28 protein-coding genes and 1 pseudogene are annotated in these 26,720 nt (G+C 68.9%); 6 read left to right on the forward strand and 23 right to left on the reverse strand.

The genetic code is table 11. From position 1 onward, the window contains the following. Positions 1-2: 2 nt before the first annotated feature. From ligA to OG861_RS33705, 7 genes are all read right to left on the reverse strand, one after another. Complete coding sequence (gene ligA, locus OG861_RS33675; RefSeq protein ID WP_330262049.1) at positions 3-2,075, reverse strand: NAD-dependent DNA ligase LigA; 2,073 nt, start codon at positions 2,073-2,075, stop codon at positions 3-5. Positions 2,076-2,532: 457 nt separating this feature from the next. Further along, positions 2,533-2,877 carry a DUF5958 family protein gene (locus OG861_RS33680; RefSeq protein WP_443064489.1) on the reverse strand — a complete coding sequence of 115 codons (345 nt, stop codon included), beginning with the start codon at positions 2,875-2,877 and terminating at the stop codon, positions 2,533-2,535. A gap of 230 nt (positions 2,878-3,107) precedes the next feature. Next, positions 3,108-3,596 (reverse strand): DUF4265 domain-containing protein, encoded by a 489-nt coding sequence (locus OG861_RS33685; protein ID WP_330262004.1) that lies wholly within the window; start codon positions 3,594-3,596, stop codon positions 3,108-3,110. 58 nt (positions 3,597-3,654) lie between these two features. Then, positions 3,655-4,260, reverse strand: coding sequence for a DUF6461 domain-containing protein (locus OG861_RS33690; RefSeq protein WP_330262005.1), 606 nt, complete (start codon positions 4,258-4,260; stop codon positions 3,655-3,657). Positions 4,261-4,359: 99 nt separating this feature from the next. Next, positions 4,360-4,539, reverse strand: coding sequence for a hypothetical protein (locus tag OG861_RS33695; RefSeq protein WP_330262006.1), 180 nt, complete (start codon positions 4,537-4,539; stop codon positions 4,360-4,362). Between the two features lie 166 nt (positions 4,540-4,705). Beyond that, complete coding sequence (locus tag OG861_RS33700) at positions 4,706-4,888, reverse strand: hypothetical protein (RefSeq protein WP_330262007.1); 183 nt, start codon at positions 4,886-4,888, stop codon at positions 4,706-4,708. A gap of 172 nt (positions 4,889-5,060) precedes the next feature. Next, a complete protein-coding gene (locus OG861_RS33705; RefSeq protein ID WP_330262008.1) occupies positions 5,061-5,582 on the reverse strand; it encodes a hypothetical protein in 522 nt (173 codons plus the stop codon). A 330-nt stretch (positions 5,583-5,912) separates the two neighbouring features. Here OG861_RS33705 and OG861_RS33710 point away from each other — a divergent pair. Next, positions 5,913-6,062 (forward strand): annotated as a pseudogene (locus OG861_RS33710) (ATP-binding protein); the annotation flags it as partial. 110 nt (positions 6,063-6,172) lie between these two features. Here OG861_RS33710 and tpg read toward each other — a convergent pair. Then, entirely contained in the window at positions 6,173-6,544 is a 372-nt protein-coding gene (gene tpg / locus OG861_RS33715; protein WP_443064491.1) for a telomere-protecting terminal protein Tpg, read from the reverse strand. A gap of 203 nt (positions 6,545-6,747) precedes the next feature. Next, positions 6,748-10,155, reverse strand: a complete 3,408-nt coding sequence (locus OG861_RS33720; protein ID WP_330262010.1) for a hypothetical protein — start codon at positions 10,153-10,155, stop codon at positions 6,748-6,750. A 286-nt stretch (positions 10,156-10,441) separates the two neighbouring features. On the opposite strand from OG861_RS33720, the gene OG861_RS33725 reads away from it, so the two are divergent. Further along, positions 10,442-11,071 carry a hypothetical protein gene (locus OG861_RS33725; RefSeq protein ID WP_330262011.1) on the forward strand — a complete coding sequence of 210 codons (630 nt, stop codon included), beginning with the start codon at positions 10,442-10,444 and terminating at the stop codon, positions 11,069-11,071. Positions 11,072-11,248: 177 nt separating this feature from the next. On the opposite strand, the gene OG861_RS33730 is transcribed toward OG861_RS33725, so the two are convergent. The 8 genes from OG861_RS33730 to OG861_RS33765 all read right to left on the reverse strand — a co-directional run bounded on the left by OG861_RS33730 (position 11,249) and on the right by OG861_RS33765 (position 18,767). Next, a complete protein-coding gene (locus tag OG861_RS33730) occupies positions 11,249-11,722 on the reverse strand; it encodes a hypothetical protein (RefSeq protein ID WP_330262012.1) in 474 nt (157 codons plus the stop codon). Between the two features lie 242 nt (positions 11,723-11,964). Then, on the reverse strand, positions 11,965-12,093 hold the full coding sequence (locus OG861_RS33735) for a hypothetical protein (RefSeq protein WP_330262013.1): 129 nt from the start codon (positions 12,091-12,093) through the stop codon (positions 11,965-11,967). Positions 12,094-12,618: 525 nt separating this feature from the next. Then, the gene (locus OG861_RS33740) at positions 12,619-12,888 is read right to left on the reverse strand and encodes a hypothetical protein (RefSeq protein ID WP_330262014.1); all 270 of its coding nucleotides are present in this window, start codon (positions 12,886-12,888) and stop codon (positions 12,619-12,621) included. Positions 12,889-13,147: 259 nt separating this feature from the next. After that, positions 13,148-13,996 (reverse strand): hypothetical protein, encoded by an 849-nt coding sequence (locus tag OG861_RS33745; protein WP_330262015.1) that lies wholly within the window; start codon positions 13,994-13,996, stop codon positions 13,148-13,150. 62 nt (positions 13,997-14,058) lie between these two features. Further along, complete coding sequence (locus OG861_RS33750; protein WP_330262016.1) at positions 14,059-14,205, reverse strand: hypothetical protein; 147 nt, start codon at positions 14,203-14,205, stop codon at positions 14,059-14,061. Between the two features lie 365 nt (positions 14,206-14,570). Next, complete coding sequence (locus tag OG861_RS33755) at positions 14,571-14,963, reverse strand: hypothetical protein (RefSeq protein WP_330262017.1); 393 nt, start codon at positions 14,961-14,963, stop codon at positions 14,571-14,573. Between the two features lie 5 nt (positions 14,964-14,968). Next, positions 14,969-16,225: a tetratricopeptide repeat protein gene (locus OG861_RS33760; RefSeq protein WP_330262018.1), complete on the reverse strand. Its 1,257-nt coding sequence runs from the start codon at positions 16,223-16,225 to the stop codon at positions 14,969-14,971. A 64-nt stretch (positions 16,226-16,289) separates the two neighbouring features. After that, a complete protein-coding gene (locus OG861_RS33765) occupies positions 16,290-18,767 on the reverse strand; it encodes a CHAT domain-containing protein (RefSeq protein WP_330262019.1) in 2,478 nt (825 codons plus the stop codon). Between the two features lie 323 nt (positions 18,768-19,090). On the opposite strand from OG861_RS33765, the gene OG861_RS33770 reads away from it, so the two are divergent. Beyond that, positions 19,091-19,555 carry a hypothetical protein gene (locus OG861_RS33770; protein ID WP_330262020.1) on the forward strand — a complete coding sequence of 155 codons (465 nt, stop codon included), beginning with the start codon at positions 19,091-19,093 and terminating at the stop codon, positions 19,553-19,555. A 665-nt stretch (positions 19,556-20,220) separates the two neighbouring features. On the opposite strand, the gene OG861_RS33775 is transcribed toward OG861_RS33770, so the two are convergent. From OG861_RS33775 to OG861_RS34430, 3 genes are all read right to left on the reverse strand, one after another. Continuing rightward, complete coding sequence (locus OG861_RS33775) at positions 20,221-20,649, reverse strand: MarR family winged helix-turn-helix transcriptional regulator (protein ID WP_330262021.1); 429 nt, start codon at positions 20,647-20,649, stop codon at positions 20,221-20,223. After that, the gene (locus OG861_RS33780) at positions 20,649-21,065 is read right to left on the reverse strand and encodes a polyketide cyclase (protein ID WP_330262022.1); all 417 of its coding nucleotides are present in this window, start codon (positions 21,063-21,065) and stop codon (positions 20,649-20,651) included. Before OG861_RS33780 ends, OG861_RS33775 begins: the two co-directional genes overlap by 1 nt. A 118-nt stretch (positions 21,066-21,183) precedes the next feature. Further along, on the reverse strand, positions 21,184-21,831 hold the full coding sequence (locus tag OG861_RS34430) for a hypothetical protein (RefSeq protein WP_443064490.1): 648 nt from the start codon (positions 21,829-21,831) through the stop codon (positions 21,184-21,186). A gap of 471 nt (positions 21,832-22,302) precedes the next feature. On the opposite strand from OG861_RS34430, the gene OG861_RS33785 reads away from it, so the two are divergent. After that, a complete protein-coding gene (locus tag OG861_RS33785; RefSeq protein WP_330262023.1) occupies positions 22,303-23,253 on the forward strand; it encodes an excalibur calcium-binding domain-containing protein in 951 nt (316 codons plus the stop codon). A 587-nt stretch (positions 23,254-23,840) separates the two neighbouring features. On the opposite strand, the gene OG861_RS33790 is transcribed toward OG861_RS33785, so the two are convergent. Further along, on the reverse strand, positions 23,841-24,284 hold the full coding sequence (locus OG861_RS33790) for a hypothetical protein (RefSeq protein WP_329202869.1): 444 nt from the start codon (positions 24,282-24,284) through the stop codon (positions 23,841-23,843). 225 nt (positions 24,285-24,509) lie between these two features. Between OG861_RS33790 and OG861_RS33795 the strand changes: the two genes are divergently transcribed. Both OG861_RS33795 and OG861_RS33800 read left to right on the forward strand, forming a co-directional pair. Continuing rightward, a complete protein-coding gene (locus OG861_RS33795; RefSeq protein ID WP_329202867.1) occupies positions 24,510-24,791 on the forward strand; it encodes a hypothetical protein in 282 nt (93 codons plus the stop codon). A gap of 160 nt (positions 24,792-24,951) precedes the next feature. Next, positions 24,952-25,269, forward strand: coding sequence for a nucleoside triphosphate pyrophosphohydrolase (locus tag OG861_RS33800; protein ID WP_329202865.1), 318 nt, complete (start codon positions 24,952-24,954; stop codon positions 25,267-25,269). 26 nt (positions 25,270-25,295) lie between these two features. On the opposite strand, the gene OG861_RS33805 is transcribed toward OG861_RS33800, so the two are convergent. After that, positions 25,296-25,529 carry a hypothetical protein gene (locus OG861_RS33805; protein ID WP_330262024.1) on the reverse strand — a complete coding sequence of 78 codons (234 nt, stop codon included), beginning with the start codon at positions 25,527-25,529 and terminating at the stop codon, positions 25,296-25,298. Continuing rightward, positions 25,477-26,490: a transcriptional regulator gene (locus OG861_RS33810; RefSeq protein WP_330262025.1), complete on the reverse strand. Its 1,014-nt coding sequence runs from the start codon at positions 26,488-26,490 to the stop codon at positions 25,477-25,479. The genes OG861_RS33805 and OG861_RS33810 overlap by 53 nt, the downstream gene beginning before the upstream one ends. Positions 26,491-26,720: the final 230 nt, after the last annotated feature.

Here is a 26,720-nt window from a genome sequence, read left to right on the forward strand (position 1 = left end):
TGTCAGCTGGCGGGGAGGTGGTCGGCGATGAGCGCGGCGAACTCCTCGGGGTCGAGGATGCGGATGCCGAGTTCTTCGGCTTTGGCGCGCTTGGAGCCGGCCTTCTCGCCCGCGACCAGCAGGGTGGTGCGCTTGGACACCGATGACGATGCCTTTCCGCCGGCGCGCTCGATCAGCTCGTTCATTTCGTTGCGGGACAACGCCGCAAGGGGCCCGGACATCGAGCCGGTCACCACAACGGCTTGCCCGGCCAGCACGGCCGCCGACCCGGCCGCCGTGGCCTCGCCGCCGCTTGCGTCGCTCGCGTCGGCGGTGGGCTTGTGCTGCGGTTCGGTGACCTGGATGCCGACCTGCTGGGCCTGGAGTTTGTCCAGGAGCGGGGCGAGTTCGGTGAGTTCGGCCGTGATCACGCGGGCCTTCTCCGCCCCGATGCCGTCGACCCCGGCCAGTGTGTCGGCATCGGCGGCGCGGATGGCGGCCATCGAGCCGAAGTGCGCGGCGATCCGGCGGGACATCGTGCGCCCGGTGCCGCGGACGCCGAGGGCGCAGAAGACGCGGTTCAGTGCGGCGCCGCGGGCCGTTTCGATCGCGGTCAGGAGGTTGGTGGCGCTGGTCTCGCCCATCCGCTCCAGGCCGAGGAGCTGCTCGCGGGTGAGGGTGAACAGGTCGGCGATGTCGTTGACCAGGCCGGCCTCGACCAGCTGGACGGCGCGCGTGGTGCCGAGACCTTCGATGTCGAGCTGGTCGCGGCCGGCTGCGTAGATGAGCGAGGCCACGGCCTGGCAGCTGCGGCCGCGCACGCATCGCCACCGCTGCTCGGAGGTGTCGATGGCATCCCCGCAGCGCGGGCAGACCTCGGGGAAGACGATCGGGGTTTCGGCGCCGGTGCGTTGGTCGGCGAGGGGTGCCTCGACGCGGGGGATGACGTCGCCGGCTCGGTAGACGAACACCTGGTCGCCGATCATGAGCCCGCGGCGGGTGATGTCGGACGGGTTGTGGAGCGTGGCGTAGGTGACTGTCACGCCGTCGATGACCACGGGCTCCAGGACGGCGCGGGGTGCGATGATGCCGGTCCGGCCGACGTTCCATTCCACCGCCAGCAGGCGCGTCACTTTGTGCTCGGCCGCCAGTTTCCGGGCCACCGCCCACCTCGGGGCGCGGGAGCCGTTGCCGGCCTGCTGCTGGTCCTCCGCGGCGTCGGCCTTCACGACTACACCGTCGATCCCGAACGGCAGGCCGGCGCGCAGGCCGGCGATCACGTCGATACGTTCCTGCACCTGCTCCACGGTGTCGCAGCGCAGCGGGGCGGCTGCCGTGCTGGCGGCCGTGTTCGCCCCCAGGACGGCCAGTTTCTCCAACAGAGCTGTGTGGCCGAGGTCGTCCAGGCCGATCGCGCCGTAGGCGAAGAAGGTCAGCTCGATCCGGTAGAGGCGGTCCTTGGCGCGCAGGGTGCCGGCCGCTCCGCTGCGTGGGTGCGCGAAGGGCACCGCTTCGTGGGCGAGGCGGATCCGGTTGGCTTCCTCGAACTGGGCGGTCGTCAGCAGCACCTCGCCGCGCAGTTCAGCGTCGACCGGCTCGGTGAGCACCTTCGGCAGGCCCAGGACGGCGTCGGCGGCGTGCGTGATGTCCTCGCCGGCCAGCCCGTCACCGCGGGTCAGAAGCTGAAGCAGCCGACCGGCCCGGTAGCGGGCGGCCACCGCCAGGCCGTCGAGCTTGGGCTCCACGCACCAGCCGGCCACCGGGCGGCCCAGGCGCCGTTCCAGCCCGGCGGCCCATTCGGCGAGTTCGGCGGCGTCGAAGACGTTGTCGAGGGAGAGCATCGGCACCGAGTGCGGCACATCGCCCTGCACCGCCCCGCCCGCCACCTTCCCCGTCGGCGACTCAGCGAGCACCTCCTCCGGATGGGCGTCCTCGTATGCGGCGATCGCGCGCAGCAACCCGTCGTACTCGTCGTCACCAAGCGGGGTAGCCCCGTCGCCGTAGTACGCGGCCGACGCCGCCAGGGCAGCGGTCACAGCCTCCACATAGGCGGCAGGAGACAGCAGCAGGGCACTGGTTTCGGTCATGAAGGTCATCATGCTGCCCAGCACTGACAACGCCGCGGCCCCGAGCGCGATGCCGTCTGGAACTTCCAGGCGATCGCATCGATCACCTCACGGTGGTCCCGCCATCGGCCACCCCGCCGCGGCGTCCGATCTGGGGGTAGCGGCTCGATACGCGACCACTGCGCGTCAGGCAACGGCACGCCCCGGGCCAAGAGTCGACGACCGGAATTCCGCCCGGCGACCCGCGCCGACGAGGAACGGCTGACCGACTGGCTCACCGATGAGATCTGCCCCGTGGAGCTGGTTGAGGATCGGCTGCGCCAGGCCCTACTCGTGCAGTGTCGCATCGAGCCCCCGGGCCGTATCGAGCCGAACGTCAACCCGTACGGAACCTTCCCCCTCAGTCTTCCGGCTCCTCGACATCTACCGACCCGAGTCCGCGTGACTACCTGCTCCGGCCCGGCACCGCTGTGCCAGGCCGAAGCGATCAGCCGGCGGACAGTCTGTGCCACCAGTGACCGCAGCCGCCGGAGCAGAAGCGCTCGCGGCGCCGCTCGTCGGCAACCGCGAGGACTGCGATCAGCAGCCGGAACGCCTTTCGACGTTCGCCGAGAGGCGTGAGACCGGCGATCTTTCCCAGTTGCTCGTCGATCCGGCCGCGTGAAATCAATACCGCGGGCGTATGCGTCGGGCGCAGCCCAGCACGGCGGATGCTCTCTTGCACATCGTCGGCGACAGCACGCGCCTGGACACAGTGATGGCGTAGGAACAGCAGCACCTCGGACTGGTCTTCCGGGACGAGGTCGTCGAACCACTCGATGCCTTCAGACATGGGGCGTAACCCCTGCGCGAGTTCATTGAGCCGGACGTCCCGTTCGTTCACCATTGCCCCCGGGAGATCAGGCGGCACTCGGCCGCGGCGCCGGCGCGGACTCACGTCCGCCCTCGTCAGGACGCGTGCCCACAGCTTGCCGTGCGCAGCCGCTCGAGCACCAGCTCATTACAAGCGGCATGGGTGCAGCCCTGTGGGCCGCCACGAGCAGGGACGGAACTCAGCTGCCCTCAGGCAGGAGCAGCGGCTACCCAAGCAGCGGTGACACAGCCTTCCTCCCAGTGCCACCACTCCTTCGCTTCACCGTGTTCCAAGAGCGTGCGGATCCGAGGCAGGTCCGCCTCAGGCGGGACGTCCAGAGCCACCAACCGGAACTGCTCGATCCCCTCGCCGGTCGTGCCGAGGCGGTGGAAGACCTCCAGCACGCTTTGGCGCGCGGCGGCTGAGCCGTCGTCCTTCAGTACGATCAGCCGGATCGTGCAGTTCTGAGACGGTCGGACCGTCTCCCCGGCCCAGAGAACACCGTCGCCATCGAACTCCACCTTGATGATGTCACCGCTGGCGACTCCGCGTACGAACCAGGGCGTGTTGTCCAACCGCACCGTGCCGTCGCCAAGGTCCACCGCCCACAGGCTCTCGACGCTTGCCGGCGGCCAGCCATCCTCATCTATGTCCATCCGGAAGTGGACCTTCACGTGGGCGTCACTGGTATTCGTCACCGCGCCATCATCCACACCGCATTCACGGGGCAGGCCCGGGGAGGGCGGTCGCGCGATGTCATCGGACCTGGACAGTGGCGCAGCTGAAGGTCGTGTCCTGGAGCAGCTCCGGAGTGATGGCCACGCCGGTCAGGTGCTCTGCCAGAGCGAACGCTGCTGATGAGGACAGATCGGTTTCCGGAGACTCGTCCTTGAGGTGGAAGCCGATCCGCTCCATGGTGTCGCGGAGTTCGTCGGGTGCGGTGCCCCATCGGTCTTCCGGGAACATGGGGTCGAAGCAGAGTCGCAGAACCCGGTCCTCTGCCCAGAGGAACGTGCCGACAGCGTTGATGTTGACGAAGTGAGAGACCCAGCTCGCCTCGGCCGAGGCTGGCAGGACTCGATCTTCGGTGACTCCGAGGTAGCCGTTGGGCTCGACCAGGAGCGTCCAGGCACCCACGGTCGTCATGGCGACCAGCTGACGGTCACCCTCCTCTAGGTCGTACTGGGCAAAAGCGGCGTCGACCACGGCAGCTATGCCCAGCAGAGGAGCCTCCGGTCGTCCGTCGAGCCGGGCAATCAGCTCGCCAGGCGACACACCTCGTACCAGGGTGAAGCAGTACGCCTCGGCGATGTCTGGAAAGTCGTTCTCGAACCACGCGTAGTCCGCTCCGGTCTTCGTCATGCCACCCATCTTTGCCCCTGTGTCTGACAGTCGCTGGCCCGGCCGCCGGGAGGGCTTCCCATTCGGGAAGCGATCTTCGTGTGCCTCTGGAGTGCCTGCTCACGGGCACTTGTGGACACCCTTCCTGGCGTCGGCGAGGAACGCCGCGAGCTCGCTGGCGGCCTCGGAGTCAGCGGCGGCCAGCCGGGCCGCGAACGGCAGCTGGTCGACGTCGGCCCCGGGGACGAGCTGGGTGAGGGCGGCGAGCAGCGCGGCGTGGGCGAGGACCGGCGGGTACAACAGGCCGGCGGCGGCTTCGCAGCGGGCGGCGGGTCGACGCGCGGGCGAGCCAGGCGTCGACGTCCTGCTGCACGTACGACCCGGCGCGGCGGGTCAGCTCGTCGCGGACGACTTCGTCGCCCTCGCGGGGCTCGGCTTGTTCCAGGGCGCCCCGGTCGCGCAGCGCCTAGAGCTCATCGGCGCGGGCGGCGATCCGGTCGGCTTCGCGCAGCTCTGCCTCTCGGACGGCGGCGGCCGCGGCTTCGGCGGCGCGCTCCTCCTGGACGACGACGTTACCGTCCGGGTCGTACACGCCGCCGATCCTGACGAGCAGCCCTTCAACGCGCTCCCACTCAGCGGGCTCCGCCATCCCTCTTCAGCGTCCATCTTCCAGCCGGACGCCTTGAACTCCTCCGCCAGCGGCAAGATCCCCGAGGGCAGCCCCGGATCCCGCAGCAGCAGCCGGATCAGCACTCCGTGGTCCTCCGGCTGGAGACCGGGCTCGTGAGCCAGCGCGCGTCCGGGCCCGGGGCCCTCGGCCTCTACAGGGCGCGCAGCAGGAACTGGGTGGTGGTGTAGCTGGCGCCGCCGGAGCAGGTGTAGCTCTGCTGGGTGGCCGTGTACGTGAACCCGGACGGCACGGAACAGGCCCACATGCCGGTCACGGGCTTGTAGAGCAGGTACTGGCTGGTCGTGTAGCTCCCGCCGCCGGAGCACGTGTGGTTGCTCATGACCCCGGTGTGGGTGTAGCCGGGCATGGTGGTGCAAGCCCAGAGGCCGTCGGCGGGCGGCTGGACGTAGAACTCGGTGGTCGGGTAGCTGCCGCCTCCCGAGCACGTGTAGGAGCTGCGGGACGAGGTGTACGTGTAGCCGGCCGGGACGGAGCAGGCCCAGAAGCCCGAGGTGGCCACGGTGGCCCCGGTGGCCCCCGTGGTCCCGGCTTCGGCGGCCGGGGCGGCGACGGCCGGGCCGGTCGCCGTGGTGAGGACCGTGGCGAGGGCGAGGGCGGCCGTCGCCGTGGCGGCGAGCAGCGTGCGGGGCACACGGAAGGTCGTACGCGGCATGGCGGGCACTCCTGTTCGGTTCGTCCATCGGGCAGAGTCAACGGGTCGGGGCCGGCAGGGGGTCGGGCCTGTGCCCCGGCCGCCGCAGGGCGCGAGCGCCGGAAGACTGTCAGGGGCACGGGCTCCCGGCAAGGCCGGTGCCGCGCGGTCCGCTGTCTTCCGGCCGCCACTGGCACCCCGGCCGACCTGCGGGCTGACCGGGGCGCACCGCCCTGCCAGGGTGTTCGGTACGGACGGAACGGCGGGGTCCGCCCACTGGGTACGGGTCAGCCGGCCGGGGCGTTGAAGTGGTCCTCCGGGTTGGCCGCCGTCGGGCCGTCGAGGAGCAGCGGCCCCGACTCCCCGTTCCGTCTCCAATACCTTGAGCCCTACGCCGAGGCGGCCCGCACGTGGCCGCAGGCCAAGGCCGAGATCGTCGACACCACTCACCTCACACCCGCCCAGGCCGCCCAGCAGATCGCAGAGGCCGTCAAGAGTTGAGACGACCTTCCGGCGCCGTACCTCACAGGTGACAACAAGACTGCCTATGTGACCCCTACCGTGCTTCGACTCATCAACACGGTCTATAGCAGACCTGAAATTCTGTGGTTCTAAAACTGGATATCCAGGGTCAGGACGTCCGTGAAATTTGCCTCCAGGCCAGCACATCGAGTGCCCCAGTCCGTGAAATAGGACTCGGTTATGGCGGCCGCGACGATCGGATGCAGCTCTTCCTCCGTCGCACCCTCCTCCCGGAGCTGGAGGATCTGGGCAGCGTAGGTGGGTGAGATCGCCGTGCTCACGAACCGCTGACGGCCGTCATCCGAGCTGCCGCGCGCGGCGAACCCGAAGTAGGCGGTGCACTCCACCCACATGCCCCCAGAGGTGGCCGCACGCTCCCGTGCTTGTGCTCTGACCTGCGGTTGCCACTCCGACGCGGTCTCCTCCGTCAGGACGGCTGTCGGGCGCAGGGTGGATGTCAGTGCCGCGCAGAGTAGATGTCAGTGTCTGTGGCCCACTGCCGTACGAGGCGGCCGGTTTCTGCAGCTGCGTACATCGTCGCTGAGGGCGATGAGGATGAGGCTGCGGTAGTGCATCCGTCCGGCAGCCGTGGTGTCGCGGCGGTCTCGTTACCATCGTGGCAGTGGACGGCATCTCAACCTCCATGAACTCCAACGGATCAGCACTATTGCGACGGGGGCGCCGTGACAGACAGGGGGACTGAGAGCATGCGCAGGGCGTCGGACAGAGGTCCGGCGGTCACGGTGGTGCCATCGGACGGGCTGGACCGTGACGGTTTGGTGAGGCCCTGCATCTGACGGTCCATCGAGGACATGCTCATCTCCGAAAGGACCCACCCCAGGGGCGCCGTGATCTGTGGCTGTGTACGGGGTGCCACCAGGAAGCTCCGCACCTTCAGCTGAGGTCCCGTGCCGACCCGCAGCTCGGCCCCGGGAGCGGCGCCCGGCAGCGGGCCGGTGAACCTCGTCAGCGCGGCCTGTTGCAGAGTTGTCGTGCGGGCGGCAGTGGCGGCCGCGCGTTTCCCGGTGAGCGGGACGACGAGTTCGTTCAGGGGAGTCAGCGCCGGTTCGGGCGCGTTGAGGGAGTAGTGGTTGTCAAGGAACACAAGGACGGGTGCGACGTACGGTTGGTCTTTCCCCTCGGTCTTCCGCGCTTCTTGGTTGTGTGCAGCCACGGCCGGTTCGACAGCGGACCAGAGCTCCAGCAGGGCCGCGATTCCGCTGTTCTCCAGATAGCCGCCGTCGATGGACGAGATGAGGTCGGGGTTCTTTTTCTTGCTTGCCGACAGCTTCTTCTCGTCATTTGAGAGGCAGCGGTACATCGTGCCGCTGGGGGAAACGTAGGCGAAGCGGGCCGATAGGTGGGCGGCGGTGGACATCCGCAGTCCGAGGTCGCGGATCCCGCAGTTCGCACTGTCGGTGAAGGCCCCGGCATCGACAGTGGCTGTGGCGAACTGGGTGCCCCCGCCAGCGTGGGAGACCACTGCCCTCTGGCACCGCAGCGTCTCGTCGGGTGTCCTGCCAGTCGTCCAGCGCGCCGATACCGCAATCCGACAGCCGGATGTGACATCCGTGCCGTTCAGCATCAGCAAGGGGTGCCAACCGGCTCCCGCGACAGTGCTGGCGGGTGCCGGCCGGGTGGCGGTGAAGAAGTTGCGCTCCCAGCCGTCCGGGCCCGGCATGGACTTCTCCCAGGCGCGTTCGAACACCGAGGCACGGTCGCCGATCGTGCCGTCGAGCACGCGGTTCATCCCGTGGAAGGCGTGGGTTCCGTCCCGGTAGAGCAGCGCGGCGATGTCAGCGGCGAGGGCGTCCTCGTCGGCCATCCTGCGGACGACCATACGGCCAGCTTCGGCGCGTGCCGACGCCTGCAGGCTGAGCGTGTGCGCCGCGAGACCCAGGCTGCCTCCGGAGACGCCGCTCATCCCAAAGGTATAGGACGAGGCGCAGGGCGAGGCCGTCGTCAGCTGATCCATTGCGGAACTCGTCCAGTAGGCGGCCCGGATGCCGCCACCGGCGGCGGCCACGAAGACCATGGGGATGGCGTTGCCCTCTACACCTGCCGACGCGTTCGTGGCGGCAGGCTGCCTACTGCGACAGGTTTTGACCTGTTCATACCAGTTGTCAAATTCCGTTTGGAAGGAGAAAGGTTGGATATTTCTGGGTGTGTTGGCACTGTCCTGCTTCAGGCGGACCGCATGGTAGAACCCCGAGTTGTCGAGCATCGACTGAGCCGCCAGCACCGCCAGCACAGGCAGCCAGATTGGGGTGTACCGGAAGCGCAGGGCGCGGAACGCCCTGTACGGCTCACGCGTTTCCGCGCAGCGGTTGAACCACGCGCACAGCAGGACGACCGAGGTGAGGAGGAGGGCGAGGACGCCAAGCGTTCTCAACCAGGCACCCCAGGTCAGCGGGTCTACTGCGGTCAGCAGTCCCAGGGCGGAGCTGATGAGGATCAAGACCAGACCGGTGACGAACGGAATGCGAGCACGACGCCGCGTCTGGACGAGGGTCGCGGGCTCCCACTCTCCGAACAGCCTGCCCTCGGCCCACCCGATACTGCTGTAGACGAGGGGCGGAAGAATCACGGCGAGAACCAGACCGGCCACGAACCAGAACCAGCTCAGAGCCGCCCCATGGGGAACGCTTTCGATCAGCGAGTTGAGCAGGACGGGTCTGGCGAATGCCCTGACCAGACCAAGCCCTGCGATCATGATCGGGACGACGGTGAGCGCGCGCCCGATCGTCGCAACCCTTCTGCGCCGGCTGGGTGCCTCCACGGGGCGGCGCGCCGGATCATCTCCGCGGACGAGGATGCCGAGTACGGAGATCGCCAGCGCGACGATGGGGATGGCCAGCCCCCCGACGTTGTGCTTCCACGGTTGATGGAGCACGTCATCCGACCAGAACGGCCACAGGAATAGCAGGGCGACGGCAGCAAACAGTGGCAGCCACAGGAAGGCCCACTTGCCGCGCGCCTGTCCCCGCTGCCAGTTCGACCTGTCCAGGAGCGCCCAGCATTCCGCCACCCACCGCCGCAGGCTCGAGTCCCGTTCGTCACCGGTCTGGTCTTGATCCTCACTAGCTCCGCCCTGGGACTGCTGCCAGTTCCACCTATCTAGGAGCGCCCAGCGTCCCGCCACCCACAGCCCGAGGGACAAGCCTGCGAGTGTGATCACCGGACCCATGATGTCCCCGAGGTGCAACCAGTGCCACCGCCTGATGTCGTCATGAACCCAGGAGCGCTGGATGTCCGGGACTTGCTCCAGGGGCCCACCGCCCGGCAGGGCGATCAACGCGGCCAAGACCACCACTGCGGCGAGTTGGCTACGGTGCCGGGTCCAGGTACGGGACGGCCTCAACTCGCCGCATTGCCAGCGAGTGAACCATTGGGTCAGGCTGAGCGGAAGGATGTCGACGACGAGGACCGCCACGCCCAAGAGCACGGTGGCTCCGAGCAGCAGCCACTTGAGCCATGACAGCCAGGTGACAGCGCTGGCCCATGCCTCCACGCCGCTCTTCGACCGAGCAGCATGGACCAGGAAGCCGGTGGCCCCGGTCTCGGCCAGGTCTGCCAGCAGCAAGGCCGACACCATCGCCGTGATGCCCGTCACACTGAAAGGGATCGACGCCGACTGCCCTTGGTCGGTAGGGATCGACGCGGACTGCCCTTGGTCGGTGCGGAACTTCAGGATTCGGCGGAGTAGCACGTAAAGCCCGAACGTGTAAGCGGGAGCGAAGACAAAGAAGTCGAGCGCGATGTACGCCCTCAGCCAGCACTTGAGGGACCCCTCGCGGCCTGGGCTGCCGACAGGTGCATCATCGGCCCAGGCGTTCCAGGCGGTGACCGCGCTGGCCCTGTCGGTATTCTCCGAAGGCCAAAGACCCGGCCACCCAGTCAGCGCGCCGGCGTTGTACGAGAAATGATCAACCGTCGAGAGGGTCTCCAGCAGCTGGGAGATCTCGCCCATCACCAGCAGGGCGGCGGCAGCCAAGGCCGGCACCCACCACCGCCAGCCCCACGCAATGACCTTGCCCAGCCATCTGATGGGTGCCGCGAGTGGAATGCCCATGAAGACGACTTGCGCAGACTCCGGACCGGCATGCCACGCGCCTCGCTCAGCGGCCGCAGAGAATCCACTGTTTGCCTGACCCGGAGCGTCTTCCAAAGCGCTTCGGTCTCGGCAGCGTATGAAACGAGGGCCTCTTGCGCTCCCAGCTCCGGCCGGACCTCGCGCCGCCGTGATCAGCGTGGACGCGGCCGGGGAGACTCCCGCCGATCACCCCTCGTTCACTCGTGCGGATGAAGGGGCCCAGTGTCCCGAACACGCTTCGGGACACTGTCGGAGACTTCCGATCATGGAGGAGGCGGACGATTCGAAGCGTGCCGCGGCGGTGGCCCGGCTGCTTCAGTTGCGGGACGATGAGCAACTGTCGGCCACGCATGTGCGGTTGGCCGCCGAGGGCTTGGGCGTCAGCGAGCGCACGGTGTGGCGATGGCTGACCGCCGACAGCCGCATCCCCGAACACCGGGGGCCCGAACCGTTCGTGCTGAGTGAGACGGACCGGGAGGCGTACGCCCTGTACCGGGGGAACGTCGCCGCGGTGCACCGGGCCCGCCAGGCTGTGGTCGACGGTGACGGGACCACCGCCGGCGCCCCGGTCCCCGACTTTCTGCGCGAGGGCTGGGCTGGAGCCGCCCCTGTCGCCCTGCGCACGATGCAGGTCGCCTTCGCCCGCGAGCTCACCCCCGCCGAGCGCGCCGCGTGGAAGGTCGGCGAGTCCGGGCGCCGGGCGAAGTCGGTGTACCTGCGGCGCCCGGACGAGGTGCGGGGCCGGGTGTGGGAGATGGACCACAAGCAGCTGCCGATACTCGTGCACCCGCCGAAGGGCAAGCCGCTCTCCCCGTGGATGACCACGATCGTGGACGACGGCACCCGGGCCCTGCTGGGCTGGTCCCTCGCTGTGGGCGGGCTGGTCCTGCGCTAGTCGTACCGCATTTCGCATATGCGCGCTACTCACGAGCATCACCTGATGCCTTCGGCTCCGCCTGGAGTCTCCTCCGCACGATATATGCCGCCTCCCCACCACCCCCGTATCGCTCCGCAAAGGGTCACCGTCGCAGCCCTCGTTCGCCGAGACGGCCGGGTGCCGTGATCCGACGGGTTAGCAGCCGTCGTAGCGCCATGCACCGGCCTCTCGGACCCAAGGTTGCGCCTGCTGGTTTAGCTTGGGCACCGAGTAGGTGTAGCTGACGCGGGCCATGTCGCCGACCAGCTGATCGATGGTCAAGGTCTGGATTTCCTGTGGCCCATAGGCCTTCGCACTGCTCTGGACGATCGCGATGAAGACGTCCGCACCTCCCACCTTGGTGGTGCATCGCTGGGAGAGGAACTCGTAAGCGGCTGCCCCATTCCCTGCGAAGTAGTGCCCGGAGTAGGCGCGGACCAGACGCTCCAGGTCTGCACGTGTGGCGGCGTCCAAGTCGCCGGGAGCCACTGGGGTAGTGGGCTCGTTGACGTCGGTATCACGCACCCAAGAGTGTGACGGGTCGGGGCTTGCGGTGCTGTCGCTATTGCAGGCGGTCAGGGCGAGGATTCCGGCCACGGTGAGCAGCGTCAGGGCGTGATGAATGCGCATCAGGCCATACTTACCGGGCTGATGCCACCGTGGGGAGGCTGTGACTGCTCTGTAACGGGCGAAAGCCCTCCACTCTCGCCTCGGCCAGCTTCCGCCCTCTTGCGGCGGTCCCGTTCGGGGTGCCAACTCCAGCTGTCTCCGCCGTGATGGCGCAGGCCGCGACCAGGCGCCAGTGGTGGATGTCCCGGTCGGTGAGGTTGCCCGTGTGACGGCGAACGAATCCGGGGACGGCGTGCTGGCGTTTAGGGCAACTGGTCCTTGACCTGGGTGTAGACGTGGATCCACCGGGCGAGGTAGAGCCCGGTTCGGAACTGGGGTGAGCGCAGGCTCTGCCAGGCGCTATTCCAGTAGATGTCGGTGGTGATCAGCACGAGGAGGCACTGGGCCCAGGTGTTCGCCCGTGGTGGGGGACGTGCTCGGTGTGCAAGCCGGGGCCGAGGTCGTCAGCGGCCTCGGCCCGCCGAAGGCATCCCTGCAGGCGCGGCTCACACGGTCAACGACACCTCACGAGGAGCGGAACACGGCCCCATCCAACCACTCCTCCAACCCGGGAATCAGCGCAACTTCCCACAGAACAAGCCGACTCTGTCCGCACACGCATGCGGAGGTGCCCATTCACGCTGAGAGGTCCAGGCGCCGGGGCCCTGTAGCCAGGGGCAACGAGGTGATCCCGTCCTTCTCAGTCCGGGCGCGGGCCACTGCGCTGGCAAGGCGGCTCGCGGAACTCATGACGCCGTACGCCATCCTCGAAGACGGCGACGAAGCAGTGGCTCAGGTTGATGCTGAGGTCACGGCCGAAGCCCGCCGCCTCGCCGAAGCCCACCCGCCTTCCCACTCATCCGCGGACGTTCCGACTGATAGGCAAAGGCCCCGGCAGTGGTGCCTCCGCCACGAGGTCAGTGGTGACTCGGTTCACGGTGCAGGAACTGAAGGCGCTGTTGGGTCAGCTGCAGATGCCGGGCGTCAAGGGACGGCAAGGAGCGCAGCAGGCGGACCAGGTCCGGACCGGTGCCGAGTGCTGCGTTGCGGTCCTTGAGCTGTGTCCAGCAGTACAGGGCGCCGGCGGCCGCTGCGTGTACGGCTGGCGCGTCTGCGGCCTGGCGGGTCATGCGGGTCGTGGCGGCACGGGTCCACAGCTGGGTCGCGAGCTCGAAGTCGCCTGCCATGCAGGTCAGCCCGAATTTCCCCCCACGCGATTGCTTCCAGCGAGGTGGTCGCGCAGGTCTGCAGGACGTGCTGCTCCCAGGCCTGTGCGAGTGCGGCTGCCTCAAGGTGCCGCCCGCTGGTGGCGAGGCCGTGGATATGCGGGCGCGGATCCTGTGCGGGAAGGGCCTTGTGCTGAGGTTCCCGGTCTGACAGCTGAGGCTGCGCGTCGACAGGCAGGCCGTCGGCGGGAAGGCGTACGGCCGCCTCGACCGGCAGCAGCTAGGAAGGATGAGGGCCACGAACCAACGCATGCTGGCCAAGGGCCATCGCCTGCCAGGCGCCAGCCCCGCCCTGGCCAGGCGTCGATGCAGGCGTCACGACCGTATGAAGCGGTCTGCCCCCGTCCGGCCCCGACCTGCCAAAGGGAGCCCCTGGGAACGGCGCCGGCCCAATAGTGCCAAGTTCCAGGGCGCTCGGTAGCACGATGCAACCAGGCGGCAGGGCGGCCGCGCCTGCCGCGAGAGCATGCAGCTGGAGGTTCGAGGGCCGCGTGGGGCTGGCGCGAAGCTGATCGATCCAGGCGCGGGTGTAACAGCTCACCACGTTGCCACTGCCGCTCCAGCCAGGCGGGGCAACCACTCCGTACACCTCCACGGCCGGAGTCGCGGGCAGACTGCCGTACTCCTGCAGCAGCGGCCACGCGGCCTTGTCCGCCGCGAGATCGAGCAGCACCGTCGTCAGTCCGGCGGGCCGCCCCCGAAGCTCCGTGCCCAGCCACCCCCACGGCAACGCGGTGTAGCGAACCGAGCCAGCCGTCGTCCCAGCCAGTGCCAGATGCAGACGGCCACCCCGCCGGTCGACCGTCAGCCTGCCCGAGAGATACACCATCAACGGGCCAGGCGTAGCGGCGGCCGTACGAAGCCGCGTCAGCACCGTGTTCGGATCCCGCGCCCCGTCCAAGTACGTCGTGTCACACGGGACATCGCTGTTCAACAACACCGGCGCCTCGACCATCCCCAGCGCCGCCAGGTTTGCGCTCGGCGCCACCTGCACGCTGCGGCGCCTCGTCGCCGCATCCCCGGCTATGAGTAGTACGTGACCCCGTTGCCCCAGCCCGAAGTTGTGCATGAGCAGACCGTACTCAGTGCCAGACGCCAAGCGAACGGCCACTCACCCTTGATCCAGAAACGTCACGTCTCGGCCCATGCCAGGCACCGGACGGCGTCGATGCCGTGCCGCTCGGCCCAACGTTCGGTGAGCGGGGCGCGCTCGGCGGCCCCGACGATATCGGCGCCGGCCGCCTGGCCGCGGCCGTGCCCGCTGGTCGCCGCGGCCATCGCCTCCTGGGTCCGGATGCTCTGCTCGCGAAGACGTTCGGCTTCGGCCCGGCCCTGGGCGAAGTTGGTCTCAGGGTCAAGGATCCGGGTGCGGATCTGTTCCCGTGCGACTGGGGCGATCCGGGTGTCCGCTGAGTGGGTGGAGCGGTGGGCGCGGTGCTGGGCAATGGCCTCGGGTAGCCCGCGAGCAGCTCGTAGGGCTCTGTCCGGGGCGCGACCGGGGCTGGGGTGGTGTGGGTGTGTCGCCGGGCTGGTGCGGCGGGGGCGGTGGCGGGCGGCACACCGTGTCCGCCCTACCGTGGCCCGGGTGGGTCTGGCGTGTGCCGGTCGGATAGGCGGGGCGCCAAGGGCTCGTGCCGTCGCTCTTAGTTCTCGGGGTCGTCCTCCTCCGCCGGGGGGAGGGCGGCGGCGTTCAGGACCTCAGTGACCGTGACGGTGATGATCTGCTCCAGGTCGGCGGCGTCGATACTCCCGGCCGCATGATCGGTCTCGCTCAGGCGCACGCGAACGTGCCGCTGGACCACGTCAGCTCGGGGCGTGGGCGTGCGGGTGCGCAGGTCGTTGTAGACGGTCCAGGCGAAGGTGGCGACGCTCACGACGAGGGAGGCGAGGCCGACCGGATCCAGGCCCCCGTACTGGCCGGCACGGTCGGAGGAAGACCGGTGGAGTGCCGCCTCCACGTGGTCCGGCAGACCGGGGTGACGGTCGGCCAGGCATAGCGCGGCGGCGCGCGCTCCGCCGGTGATGGTGTCGTGCACGGTCGTCACTCCGTATCTGTGGGTCGTGGCTGGGCGGACAGGATGTGGTGGATCACGGTCATTGGCAGGGCATCGGTGGTGGCTCGCCAGGTCTGTTCGAAGACCGTACGGTCCATGACCTCGGTGAACCGAGGCAGGTGCTCCAGGGCCCGCCCGAGGGCCGGGTGGGTGCACCTGTCGGACAGCGCCAGGCACCGGACCGTCCAGGTCAGGGACTCGACGTGGTCTCCCCGTTCCCAGGCGAGAAGGCCCATCAGGTGGTAGGTCGACGCCATCGCGGGCAGGTCGCTGACCTTCTCGGTGATGTCGAGGGACTTCCGGCACCACGCTTGGGCGTCGTCGAAGCGCTTCAGCAGACCCGTGATCTTGCCGAGCTGGTGGTACGTGGTGGCGAGACGCACCCGGTCGCCGAGCCTCTCATTGGCCCTGACTGCTCCCAGGTACCACTTCTCCGCGTCCTTCAGCCGGCCGCGCTCCTCCGCGACCAGCCCGAGCTGGTGGCGGGCGGTGGCCGTGCCGCTGTCGTCCCCGACCTGTTCCGCGATGGTCAGGGCCTGTCGGTAGCAGTCCTCCGCCTTCTTCAGCTGCCTGCGTTCGTAGGCGACCCTGCCGAGTTGGTGGAGGGCGCCGGCGACCGTGGTGAGATCGTCGAGCTGCTGACTGATGGTGAATGTCTGCTGGTAGTGCCGTTCGGCCTCGTCCAGCCGGCCTCGACGCAGCGCGACCGAACCGAGCTGCCCGTGGTTGGCCGCCGTGCGCTGCAGGTTGCCGAGACCCGTATTGAAAGTGAGCGCAGCCGTGTAGTGCCGTTCGGCCTCCTCCAGCCGGTCCTGCTTCTCGGCGGCCACGCCGAGGTGGTGGTGGGACTCGGCCACCCCGTGGTGGTCGCCGAGGCGCAGCCGGATAGTGAGGGCCTCTTCGTAGCGCCCTTTGGCCTCCTCCAGCTGTCCTTTCAGCAGAAGGACGGTGCCCAACTGCTCCTGCCCGTCCGCGTACTGGGAGTCCTGACGGTTTTCGGCGTCGTCCTCCAGGACGCCCAGGAGGTCACGGACGGCGTGTTCGGCCTCGTCGAGCTTGCGGGCGTCGGTGTGGTCCTGGGCCTGGGAACCGGTCATGAACAGCCACAGCGCCCGCGCGGGCGTGCCGGTGGCGGGTGGCTCGCCGTCGACGGTCTCGACAGCCAACCGGACGCGGTCCGCCCACGCCTGCCGTTCCGCGACCAGCCCTTGGAGCGCCCAGTACTGGTGCAGTGCCTGGGCCACGAACTGGGCGTCCTCCCAGAGGCCCTGGTCGACGGCGCGGGCGAGGGCGGCGCTGAGCGTGAGCCTATTGTGATGGGAGCAGGTCGAGGGCGAGGACGGCCTCTCCGCTCTCCAGTTGCTGCGTCACCCAGTCGCCGAACCTCCCGCACGCCTCCAAGAAGGCGGGGTCGCCGGCATCGGGCTCGACGGGGCTGCCGGTCGCCGCCCGCAGGGACGACGGGCCCGAGAGGTGCGCGGGCAGAGCGGGATGGATGCGGTACTGGCCGGTGCCGAGGGAGCTGAGCAGACCCACCCGGGCGGCGCGCGCCAGCAGGTCCTCCCACTCCTGCGCGCTGTGCCCCTGGTAGGGGGCCGGGCATCCGGGGACGCGTGAGTAGGCGGCCAGCAGATTGCTGTCTGCGACTCCCCGAAAGAGTGTCAGCACGGTGAGCGCCTGCCGGTCGGCGTCGGACAGGTGGCCGAGAGAGTAGGCGATGCTCGCGGTCAGGGAGCCGGTCCGGCCCCCCTCGGCCGATTCCGGCAGAGGAGTGGCGCCCCGCAGCGCGCCCAGCAGGTCCCGTGCGTCCGTGGTCTCCAGGTGGGGGAGGATCAGCCGCAGACTCAGCGGGTGACCGTCCAGCCAGCGCATGAGCTCCCCGAAGGAGCGCATCTCCCGGCGCCGGCGGGCTTGCGGATAGGGCGCGAGCAACTGATCGGCGTACTCATGCGCCTCTTCGGGCTCCAGGCCGGGAACGGCGACCCTTCGAATGTTCCCCAGCCACTGTTCCTCCGTGCGGCTGGTGACCAGGACAGCGCTGCGGCCGCCCGCAGCCACGCCGGAGAGGAACGCACGGAGCTCCACCCGCTCGGCCTCGGACAACGGCGGGGTCGACCGGTCGTGGCCGGCCATCGAGTGCACAGTCTCGAAGTTGTCCCAAATCAGCAGCATCCGCCGCGTACGCAGGGCGTTCTCCACCCGTGCCCGGCGTGCGGCGCGGTCGAGCCGCGGGAAGTCCTCCTCGGGCAGACGCCGCCCGACGGCGTTGATCACCCCGTCCAGGCCGAACGAGGCGACGCCGGGTTCGAAGGAGTGCCAGATCACCAGCTCCGGGGCGTCGACTGCACCGGTGTCGCGGAACCAGCGCCCGAATGCCTTGGCAAGTTCGGTCTTCCCGGTGCCGGCCTGCCCGTGCAGCACGACAACCCGCTGCAGCCTCGCGGCGGACTCCAGCGTGTGGAACAGGGCGTCACGCCCAACGAACTCGGCCTCGGCGGCGAGGTCCAGATCCAAGCCCGCGTTCACCTTAGCGGCGCCGTCCGTACCCTCCCGTTCCCCCAGTCCGGGCGGCACCGTGTCCCGTCCTGCCGATGTGGCGGACCCGGGCCGGGCCCTGAGCCAGGGGAAGCCCGCGTCGCTTCGGGCGTACAGAACAGGGACCATCCAGTCGGCCAGCGGTAACAGCCCCTTCGGGGAAGGCCGTTCATCGGCCGTTGCCAGCCTCCTGCGGCCCGCAGCGACGGCCTCCGTGACGCGGTCACCCGACAGCAGGCGCTCGTAGAAGGCCGCCATGAACTCGGCGGCCGCCACCGCGTAGACGCTGTAGGCCATCGCGACGACGGCTGCAGCCCCTTCCTGGAGGAGCCGCGTGGCGACCGTGGCCTCCACCCGGGCGCCGACCACTGCGGACTGGCACGCGTTGAGCACGACGATCGGCACCTGCGCCTGGGCGAGCACCCTGGCCACCTGCTCGGCCGGTACCAGGTCCAGGCCACCCGTGAGATGTTCGAACGCGAGCATCCCCTGACGGCCCGGGCCGTCATCGCTCTGCGGGGTGAAACGGTCGACCGGGCGCGGGGCGTGGCCGAAAACGCCGTGGCCGTCGAAATGCACGATCTGGAACGGCTCGCCGGCCGCCCTGGCCTCGGCCAGCACCTCCCCGAGACGGTCGAGGGTGGGCGGACGCAGCACGACCAAGTCGACCTCGTCGCGGATGGGCGCCAGACGGCGGAGCAGCGGCCGGGCGATCATCCGGTAGCCCACGTCCTGCGGTCCATCCGGTCGGGATATCACCATCAGGACCCGCAAGCGGGACCCGGTAGCCTGCGATACCGCAGTCGACTGGGCCCTGAGGAGCCCTCGGGAGACCGCCACCCCGTCCAAGGCGAGCGGCGTGGGCCGCGCCGGGTCGGCCATCAGCTCCCACGGCAGGCCGAGGGGGCCAGCGGTGGCGGAGAGGATCACGACCTCAATCGGGCCACCCCGTGCCCGAGCCCGGACGTAGGCGTCACGGGCGAGACCGGCGCCAAACACCGCTTGGAAGATGCGGGCCCCCCAAACCGGCAGCTGGGTCTCGACCGCACTGCCGCGGTCGCCGTAGACCCCGAACGGAGCGCGCAGGTACTGCTCCAAGTACCAGCGGAGCTCCGCCAGGTCGTGCTTGTCCAGGGGCCACCGCAGGGAAGCCGCCTGAGCGGCCACCATCGGATAAAGCTCACCCGACGGCCACTCCCGGACCGTCACCAGCCCATCGGCCTCGCACTCGACCAGTAGACGATCCGTCACAACCCCGCCCCGGCTGCCAGAGGCGGCCACTGGGGCTACCCCGTACGTACCGAGCATAGAGGGTGAGGTACGGGTCGTGGGCCGGCTGGTAGTCGAAGGCGCCCGGGAGTCTCCAAGAGGCTGCTGTAGGTTCTCACTTTCGGTGTCATGCATCGACGCCGTGACCTGGACGTTCCCGTTTAGGCGGACGTACGAGACCCGCACCGGCAGGCGGTGATCCGTTTGGCGCTGACTGCGACCGCTGCCCAGCACAAGGATGTCCTGGGCGACTTCCAGGTCCTCGTGCGCACCGTGCGCCCGGGAACCGAAGCGGAGGCGTAGTCATGGGTCGATTCATGGACAAGTACCTCGGAACCCGCTACCCCGAGGAAGGGGTGACGCCGCGGCACATCCAAGAGGTGCGCGCGGCGCTCCTCGCGCTCAATGGGACAGACGTTCCTTTCGTCCTGCGCCACGGCGTCGGGAAGGAGGGTGACCTAGTAGCCGAGTGTCGGGTGCCCGGGCTGCGCGTACGGCTGTGGACTCGGATGCGCCTGGACGCGGCAAAGCGTGAAGTGCGCGCCCTCGACGAGCAGTGGGAGGGCTCGTTCGCCGAGCACACCCGCGGTCAGCGCTCCAGCGGCCCGGCGAACGCGGTGTACTGGGTCTACGAGAAACAGAAGGGATCCGATGGGCGAGAGCGCAGAGTCCAGACCGTCCGCTTCGAAACCAGCCAGATCAAGAACCCGCTCCGTCAGACCGTCCTCGACGCCGGCTGGACCTGGCGCGGAGTACTGTTCCGCCTCTGACCCACCTCCCAAGCCTGCAGACGGCTTCGCCGTGAGGAACCGCTGCCGCCAGCCACACCGATAGGCGCGCTCCCCTTCCCCGGCCACGCTCCTCCTGGCCGGGCGTCACACCCCGGTGCCACAAGGTCCTCCTCATTGGGTGAGCTCGGTCGGAACCGAAGTCCCAGACACGCATCTGGTGCACACCATTAGATGCTGCCCTCGATCTTCCGTCGCTGGCATCCGGGCAGTTCACAGCGCTACGACACGGCGATCAGGGACTGAAGCGACTGAAAGTCGAACACGGCCGTACGACCGATTCCAACTCCGAAGACTAGGAAGTATCGGCGTTGAAGGGCTAATGACCACGACGAGATCAGTGCCGTGATCATGATTGGTTGGCGGAGGTGGCCCCTGCTGGGAGGAGGCGTTCCGTCCGGCCGCAAGCTGAGCAACAGGGTCGCCAGGGTGAGGCGCGTGCGGCACCGGACGGAGTTGACGGGGGGCCTTGTGACCGTAGGCCATCTTTTTCAGCCGATGGCGCTCTCAGGCACGCAGCGGAACCGGTACGCGGAGCGGACGGTCACGAAGGAGTCGCCGTTCCTCGGCGTTGGGGCGGACCGGGCGGTGTCACGCGGACACCGTCGGGCGACGATTTGGGGCCGGCGGTGTCCGCGTTGGGGGCTTCAGGATTCGGGGTGGGCCAGGCGGCTGAGCATGGTTACGGCGTCGTCGTGCACCACCGGCTGGAAGAAACGTGTGTCGACGTTCTCGACGGCGGCGATCGCGCGCGGAGCCAGCTCGGCTCCGGCACTGGTGACACGCAGCCGTTTGGCGCGGGTGTCGGCGGGGTCTACCTCGCGCTCGATCAAACCCTTGGCCTCCAGGGCGCGCAGGACCTGCGAGGTCATCTTGACGTCGGTGCCGGCCTGGCGGGCCAGGGCCTGCTGGTTGGGGTGTTCGCCCTGGGTATTCAGCCACCAGGTGCAGGCAAGCAGAACGAACTGGACGTGGGTGAGGTCCATCGGGCCGAGGGCCGCGGCGATATCGCGCTGCCAGCGCAGCGTGGCGTGCCAGAGCAGGAACCCAGGGCTGTCGCCGGGGCTGAGGGCCATCAGTCCTGTGCCAGCTTGACCAGGGCGGCCATGGTCTCGGGCCAGTCCGCGGTGACGGCCGGACCGATTCGCGGGCCGAGCTGGTCGGCTCCGGTGCCGGTGATCTCCATCCGGTACGTCACTCGAGTGCGGCCTTGCTTGCCCTGGTCGAGCCGGTGAATGGTGCGAAGGAGCAGCCCGTCGAACCGGGCCTCGTCCACAAACAGTTCGTTGACGGTCGCCTCGGCGACGATCAGGTGCACCGGGTCCTGGCCGGCTGGCGTCATCACGATCTCAGCGCCCGCCGCGAACGGGCCGCTGATCTGGATGCTCGCGATGTCGGTGTTCCAGACTCCCCAGTTCTCGACGTCAGCCCACAGACGCCAGATCGCCTCGGGTGCGGCGTCGGTCTCGGTGCTGTGCTCGTACGTCCACATCAGTGGCCTCCTGGTCGAAGATTCTCTTCGAGAAGACTATCTGCGCGGAGATTATCTGTCCACACGCCTTTCAGTGCCCCTCCTTCGCCCCAGGGGCAGCCCTCACGCAGCACCACTTCTACGTCAACCCCCGAAAGACTTCCTGAGCCCACCACTCAAGCCATTCCGGGGCGGCAGCCGAGGTGTCCTGGAGCCACTTCACGTATCGGGTCACCCCCTCGGCGATGGTGGCCTTCGGCTTCCAGCCCAGGCCCCGGTAGGTCTGGCGTGCGGTCGGATAATGGACGGGCCTGAGGCCTGCGCCGAGCTCACCGGTCCCCGTCCGCGAGCAGATGGCACACTTGTGCCGCGCCCTCCTGGGTGCTGGCCTCGACCGCATGCCCCACAGCCGCCCTCCTTTCAGCTCACCGGGTCTGTCGCCGCAGTTGTGCGACGCGGGATTGGTGCGGGTGGCCGCCCGGCGAGTTGCAGCGGACCCCCGGATCGGCCTTGCAGGTAGTGGCGACGTCGGTAACGCCCACACGGAACGTAGCTGCGAGCGCGGGGACGGCTCAGCCTGACGCTTTCGTTCGTTGATGATCAGACGGAGGCGTTCGTCGTGGGGGAGCTGCCGGCGGGGGCCGTTGCCGATGCCGTCGTCGTTAAGGCAGCCCTTGCCCTTCTTGGCGAGGCACCGAGGACAGGGCTGCGTGAACCACGAACCGCGTAGGACCTGCTTATACAGCGGTAACTTTCCCTTCGCCCTCTGCGCGCGTGGAGCGCGCATCGGTGACCCGCGAGCGGTCCGACGCCGGAAGCGGGCAGGCTCCGAAGGCGTCCTCACACGTCGATCTACTTGCGCTGATCGTCGAGGAAGACCTCACAGTCGAGGATCTGCTGCATCGCCCGGTCGAACGGCGGCGGCGACCAGGGCGAGCCTGCCGCTGCCCACGCACCGGGCGAACGCGGTCCGGCCCAACGGACCGGATTCACGACATGAGAGACCATGAAGCGCGCCCGCCACGGCCCATCAACGCCGCCGTCACAGCCCCCAGGTTCCTGTCCGAGGCACCCGCCGAGGCACAGCCAGGGCTTCGCGGTCTCAGCGCCCAAGCAACAGTCGGTGAAGAATCTTTAACTATCTGTGTACTCTTTGCGGTTTCAAGTAGTGCTCAGGACCAGGAGACTCGTGTACCCGCCGCCGCACGCCTACTCGCCCACGCCCGCGCCGCCCCGACGCTGGTGGCAGCATCCCGCCTTGATCATCACAATGCTGTTCTTCCTGCCGCCGGTGGGTATCGCACTCGCCTGGACAAGCCGTTGGAGCCAAACGAAAAAAATTGTCGCGACCGTCCTGTCCGGCATCTGGTTCTTGATCCCGCTACTGTCCGACCCACCGAAGAAGACGGACACCGACGCCAAGCCGCAGGCGCTCGCCACCGCACCGAGCACCAGTCCGCGCCCGAGCCCGTCCGCCCCTCCTAGCTTCGTCGGCCAGAGCCTCAAGGCAGCAAAAAAGGCGGCCTCAACCGCTGGCTACAACGCGACCTCGCATGACGCTGCTGACACCAACACAAGCCAGTGGGACGACGACAACTGGAAGGTGTGTTTCCAGACCCCGGCAGCCAAGCAGATCGGCAAGCTGCCGACGCTCGACTTCGGCGTGGTCCGCAACGAGGTCCCGTGCCCGGCCAACGACGGCGAACCGATCCCGTATCCGAAGATGCCCAAGGTTGTCGGACAGACCTTCGCCAAGGCGTCCGAAGCACTCAAGCCGATCGGACTCCAGAAGATCGAGCCGCAGAGCGCGTACACCGACGTCACCCTTCCCGGCGCCGTGGACGATTGGGTGGTCTGCTTCCAGGAGCCCGCCGAGAACAAAGAACTCCAGACTCCCAAAACCACGACCGCCTACCTGCAGCTCGCCGCCCCCGGCACCGCGTGCCCCTCGTCGCAGCACACCGAACTGCACCCCAAGCCGGCGCCAGCCCCCAACGACGACGACTCCCACAACTCGTCCACAGGCGGCTCGACCTCTACCACCGGCGGCTCCGGCGGAGGAAGCGGCTCCGGTGGCTCCGGCGGAGGCAGCGTGTACTACAAGAACTGCACGGCCGCGCGAGCTGCCGGCGCCGCCCCTGTTCACAGGGGCGATCCGGGCTACGGCCGCCACTTGGACCGTGACGGCGACGGCGTCGGCTGCGAGTAGGCCACGCTCCCAAGGGAAGGAGGAACCATGTTCGGCCTCGTCAGCCTGATGATCAATCTATGCATCGTCTGGCCCCTCAAGCTCATGGTGCAGCTCTGCAAGGCCACGCTCCGGATGTTCGGCGTACGCATCTGACCCGAGCACCTCACGTCGTAGCCCCGCCCCCTGACCAGGGCGGGGGCTACGTCATTCCTGTCTCACCCGTACGCCGGAACCTTGGTGCAGCCCGATCACCGACTCCCGGAATCCTGACTGCGCTGGTCAGGTCGTAGGGCCGCTCGCGGGCACCGCAACCTCCGAGGGCGGCATCGCGGCTGGCCGGCACCAGCCGCAAGGAGGCGCTGGAGATCGCTGCCGAGTACGACAAGAAGGAGGCCGAGGCGTACCGGGAGCTGTACCGGGCCGGCCGTCCGCCGAGGACGCCGGGCGCGAGGAGTTGGCCGCCATCCGCAGTCCGGGGACGGTCGCCCTGTTCGAAGAGCAGGACTCCCGCAGGCAGGGCCCGTCCGACGTCGAGGAGCTGCAGACCCGCGCAAAATCGGGTAATCACACATAGGTGCGAGGCTCTGTTTTTTCGATGTCAGGCGTCACCACTGTGACCTGGACGTTCCATTTTGTCTCAACAGCACCGCTGTCCGGGGGCCTGCATCGGCAGCCGTCCGTTCCACCCACTCCCGCACAGTCACTGCTTGCTCGATGCGGCTGACGATGTCTTTCTTGGACGCCTTGTCCAAGGTCTCCGGGATCTTGTCGAAGGTGCCGGGAAGGATGTCGAGCAGACCCCAGATCTGTTCGCCGGTGCTGACAGTCAGGAGCTGCTGGCACCTCCACTGCAGCGGCATCTCTGGACGGTGCGTGAGCCGCTGGACGAGGGTAGGGAACACGTAATGCGTCGTCTCTGCGGCGAGGTGCTCTTGGAGCCAGTCGACCGGGAGACGCTGGCTGAAGCTGTGCATGGCGGCCTCTTGGGCCAGGTCCAGGAGCTGAGCGGTGTTGACGGCTCGGACAGTGCGGGGAAGGGTCGGGGTCATGTCGAGATGATGCCAAGAAGCCTCCGCGGGCCGGGAGGCCAGCTGGGTCGGGATGCGATCTGCCGACGGGCGGAACCCCAGACTTCCTCCTCGGAGGTGAGTTGCTCGGGGTCGTGGCCTTCCCATTCCGAGGCGGGCAGCTCGGCTGTCCGGAGCCTTCCCCTGGCGGAAGGACCCGACGCCGCAGGGTGGACCGAAGACTAGCGCGCAGAGCCGAGCTGGACGGTGACCCTGGCCCTCACCGATCCCGAGCACAACCGGCTCGGTCGACTGGCCACATTGTGGATCGGTGACTACGCCGTCCGACGAACACCCCGCCTCTGTGGATCCGCGGTGCCGTCGCAGACCAAGCGGCGCTTGGTACCTAGCGCGCCGGTGCCGGGGGGCGTGCGGACGGCACGTGACACGGTCGGCTACCTGAACTTTCTGCTGCAGAAAGCCGCAGAACCGATCGAGCACTTGGACCTGCTCGTCACGACCGGAGCTTTGCCATGGATTCAGTTCTGACTCGGGCGCTCCTCACGAGCACTCATGCGGATCCGAAGGACTGACCACTTCGGGTGGGATTCCTGGTTCTGATGGCGCCGGATGAGGCGCCATCTCTACGCTCGAACAACACGGGGCCGGCCGCGTGGTCGGCGAAGGACGAACTGGTGCAGGAGAGTACGTGCTCACCGAAGGTAAGCTGGTACGGGACCGGATTCCTCAGATCATCCGCGCCGACGGGGCCGAACCGGAGGTCTACGTGGCCGACCCGGCCGAGTACCGCCAGCGCCTTCGCGCCAAGCTGGCCGAGGAAGTCGCGGAGTATATGGAGGCGGACGAGACGGATGCCCCCGAGGAGCTCGCGGACGTCCTCGAGGTCGCCTTCGCGCTCGCCGCGGACCTCGGTGTCGATTCCGATCAGCTGGAGAAACTCCGCGCTTCCAAGGCCGAGCAGCGGGGAGGCTTTTCGGAGCGCATTGTCTGGACTGGCAACCGCTGACCCGCGGTGCCGGTCCCGCAACGCCTCTAAAGCCCGGGCTTGGCCAGCACGATGTGGCTCACTCCGGGCAGTGGCAGCCCAGGCGTCCCCGCCGCGGGGGCGAGGCCGGCGCGGCGGGCGAGCGCGGTGGTCTCCGCCGCGCTGATGCCGCGCTGGAACGTCCCCTTCCCCTCGCTCGACCAGTAGCCGTCATGGTGGGCCGTCCAGTTACTGCCCGCAGCGGTCTTCGTGATCTCCTCGGGGGAACGGGTGACGATCACGACGTGACCGCCAGGGCGGGACGAAGTGGGCCGCTTCATGCAGCAGTTGGGCGCGGGAGTGCACCAGGCCGGTCCGGTAAGCGGGTGGCAGCCGGTTGTAGACGGCCGCTGCCATCGCGGCGGCTGCGCCCGGGTCTCCGTCGACGCGCAGGCAGGCGGCGGTGTCCATGGCGATCAGGGCGCGGGTCATCACCGATGGCGAGGTGGTCAGGGCCAGGGCGTCGTCTTGCGCCCGGTAGGCGGCGCGGGTGTCGCCGAGCAGCGTGTACGCCTGGGAGAGGTGCACCGCGTGCTTCTGGGCCGGGTATCCGAACCAGGTGTCCGCTGACTCGGGGCCGTCCAGCTGTTCGGCCAGGGTGCGGACGTCGTCCACTGCCCGGCGGGCGCCAGCCAGGTCGCCGACGGCGGCGAGGGCGCGGGCGTTGACGGCGGCCGCGAGCGCGGCCGCGCCGGAGGGGCGGCCGCCGGCTTCCCGGCGGGCCTGCGCGGCGATGCGGGCGGCCTGTCCCGGGGCGCCGTAGTTCAGGCCGACCATGGCGTGACGGCCCAGGACCCAGGCCGTCATCCGCCGGTCCCCGGACTCGCGGGCCGCTTTCTCTGCGGTGGCGAACCAGCGGTGCGCGTCGGCCTGATCGCCGCGGTCATGCTGGACGATGGCCACCAGGCCGGAGATCCCGGCGGCTGTACGCGCCAGGTCGGTACGGTCCCGCGCGGGGTGAGGCCGGCGCAGGACGGCGGCGAGGAGCGCCAGGTCCTCCCGCATCTCCCCGAGGACGGCATCGGGAGCCCGCCCGTTGTAGCCGCCCCGGTGCCGCTCGAACGCGCCTTCCAGGTAGGCGAGGTCCCCGGCGCCGCCGGCGTCCAGGCCGGTTTCGATGCCCTCCCGGGCCTGCGCGATGCCGGGCAGCACGGCGAACCCCGCCGTGGCCGCCGCCAGGGTGAACAGCTTGCGTCGCTTCACGTCGTCGTCCTCCATCCTCTGCTGCCTGCGGTGTCGCCGGGTGTTCTCCAGGGCCTGGTCCAGCTGCTCGTCGGTCAGGCCGTAGACGGTGCGGATCGCACCAGACCGGGGTCGGTAAGCGGCGCTCGGGCTCCCAGCGCTTCAGGTTCTCGACCGTGCACACGAGGCCGGCGGCGGTCATGCACTTGGCCTGCTGCTCGCGAGTCCGGTCCGCCCGTTCCCTGATGGTG

The sequence above is a fragment of the Streptomyces sp. NBC_00539 genome, from assembly GCF_036346105.1.
Classification (GTDB): Bacteria; Actinomycetota; Actinomycetes; order Streptomycetales; family Streptomycetaceae; genus Streptomyces.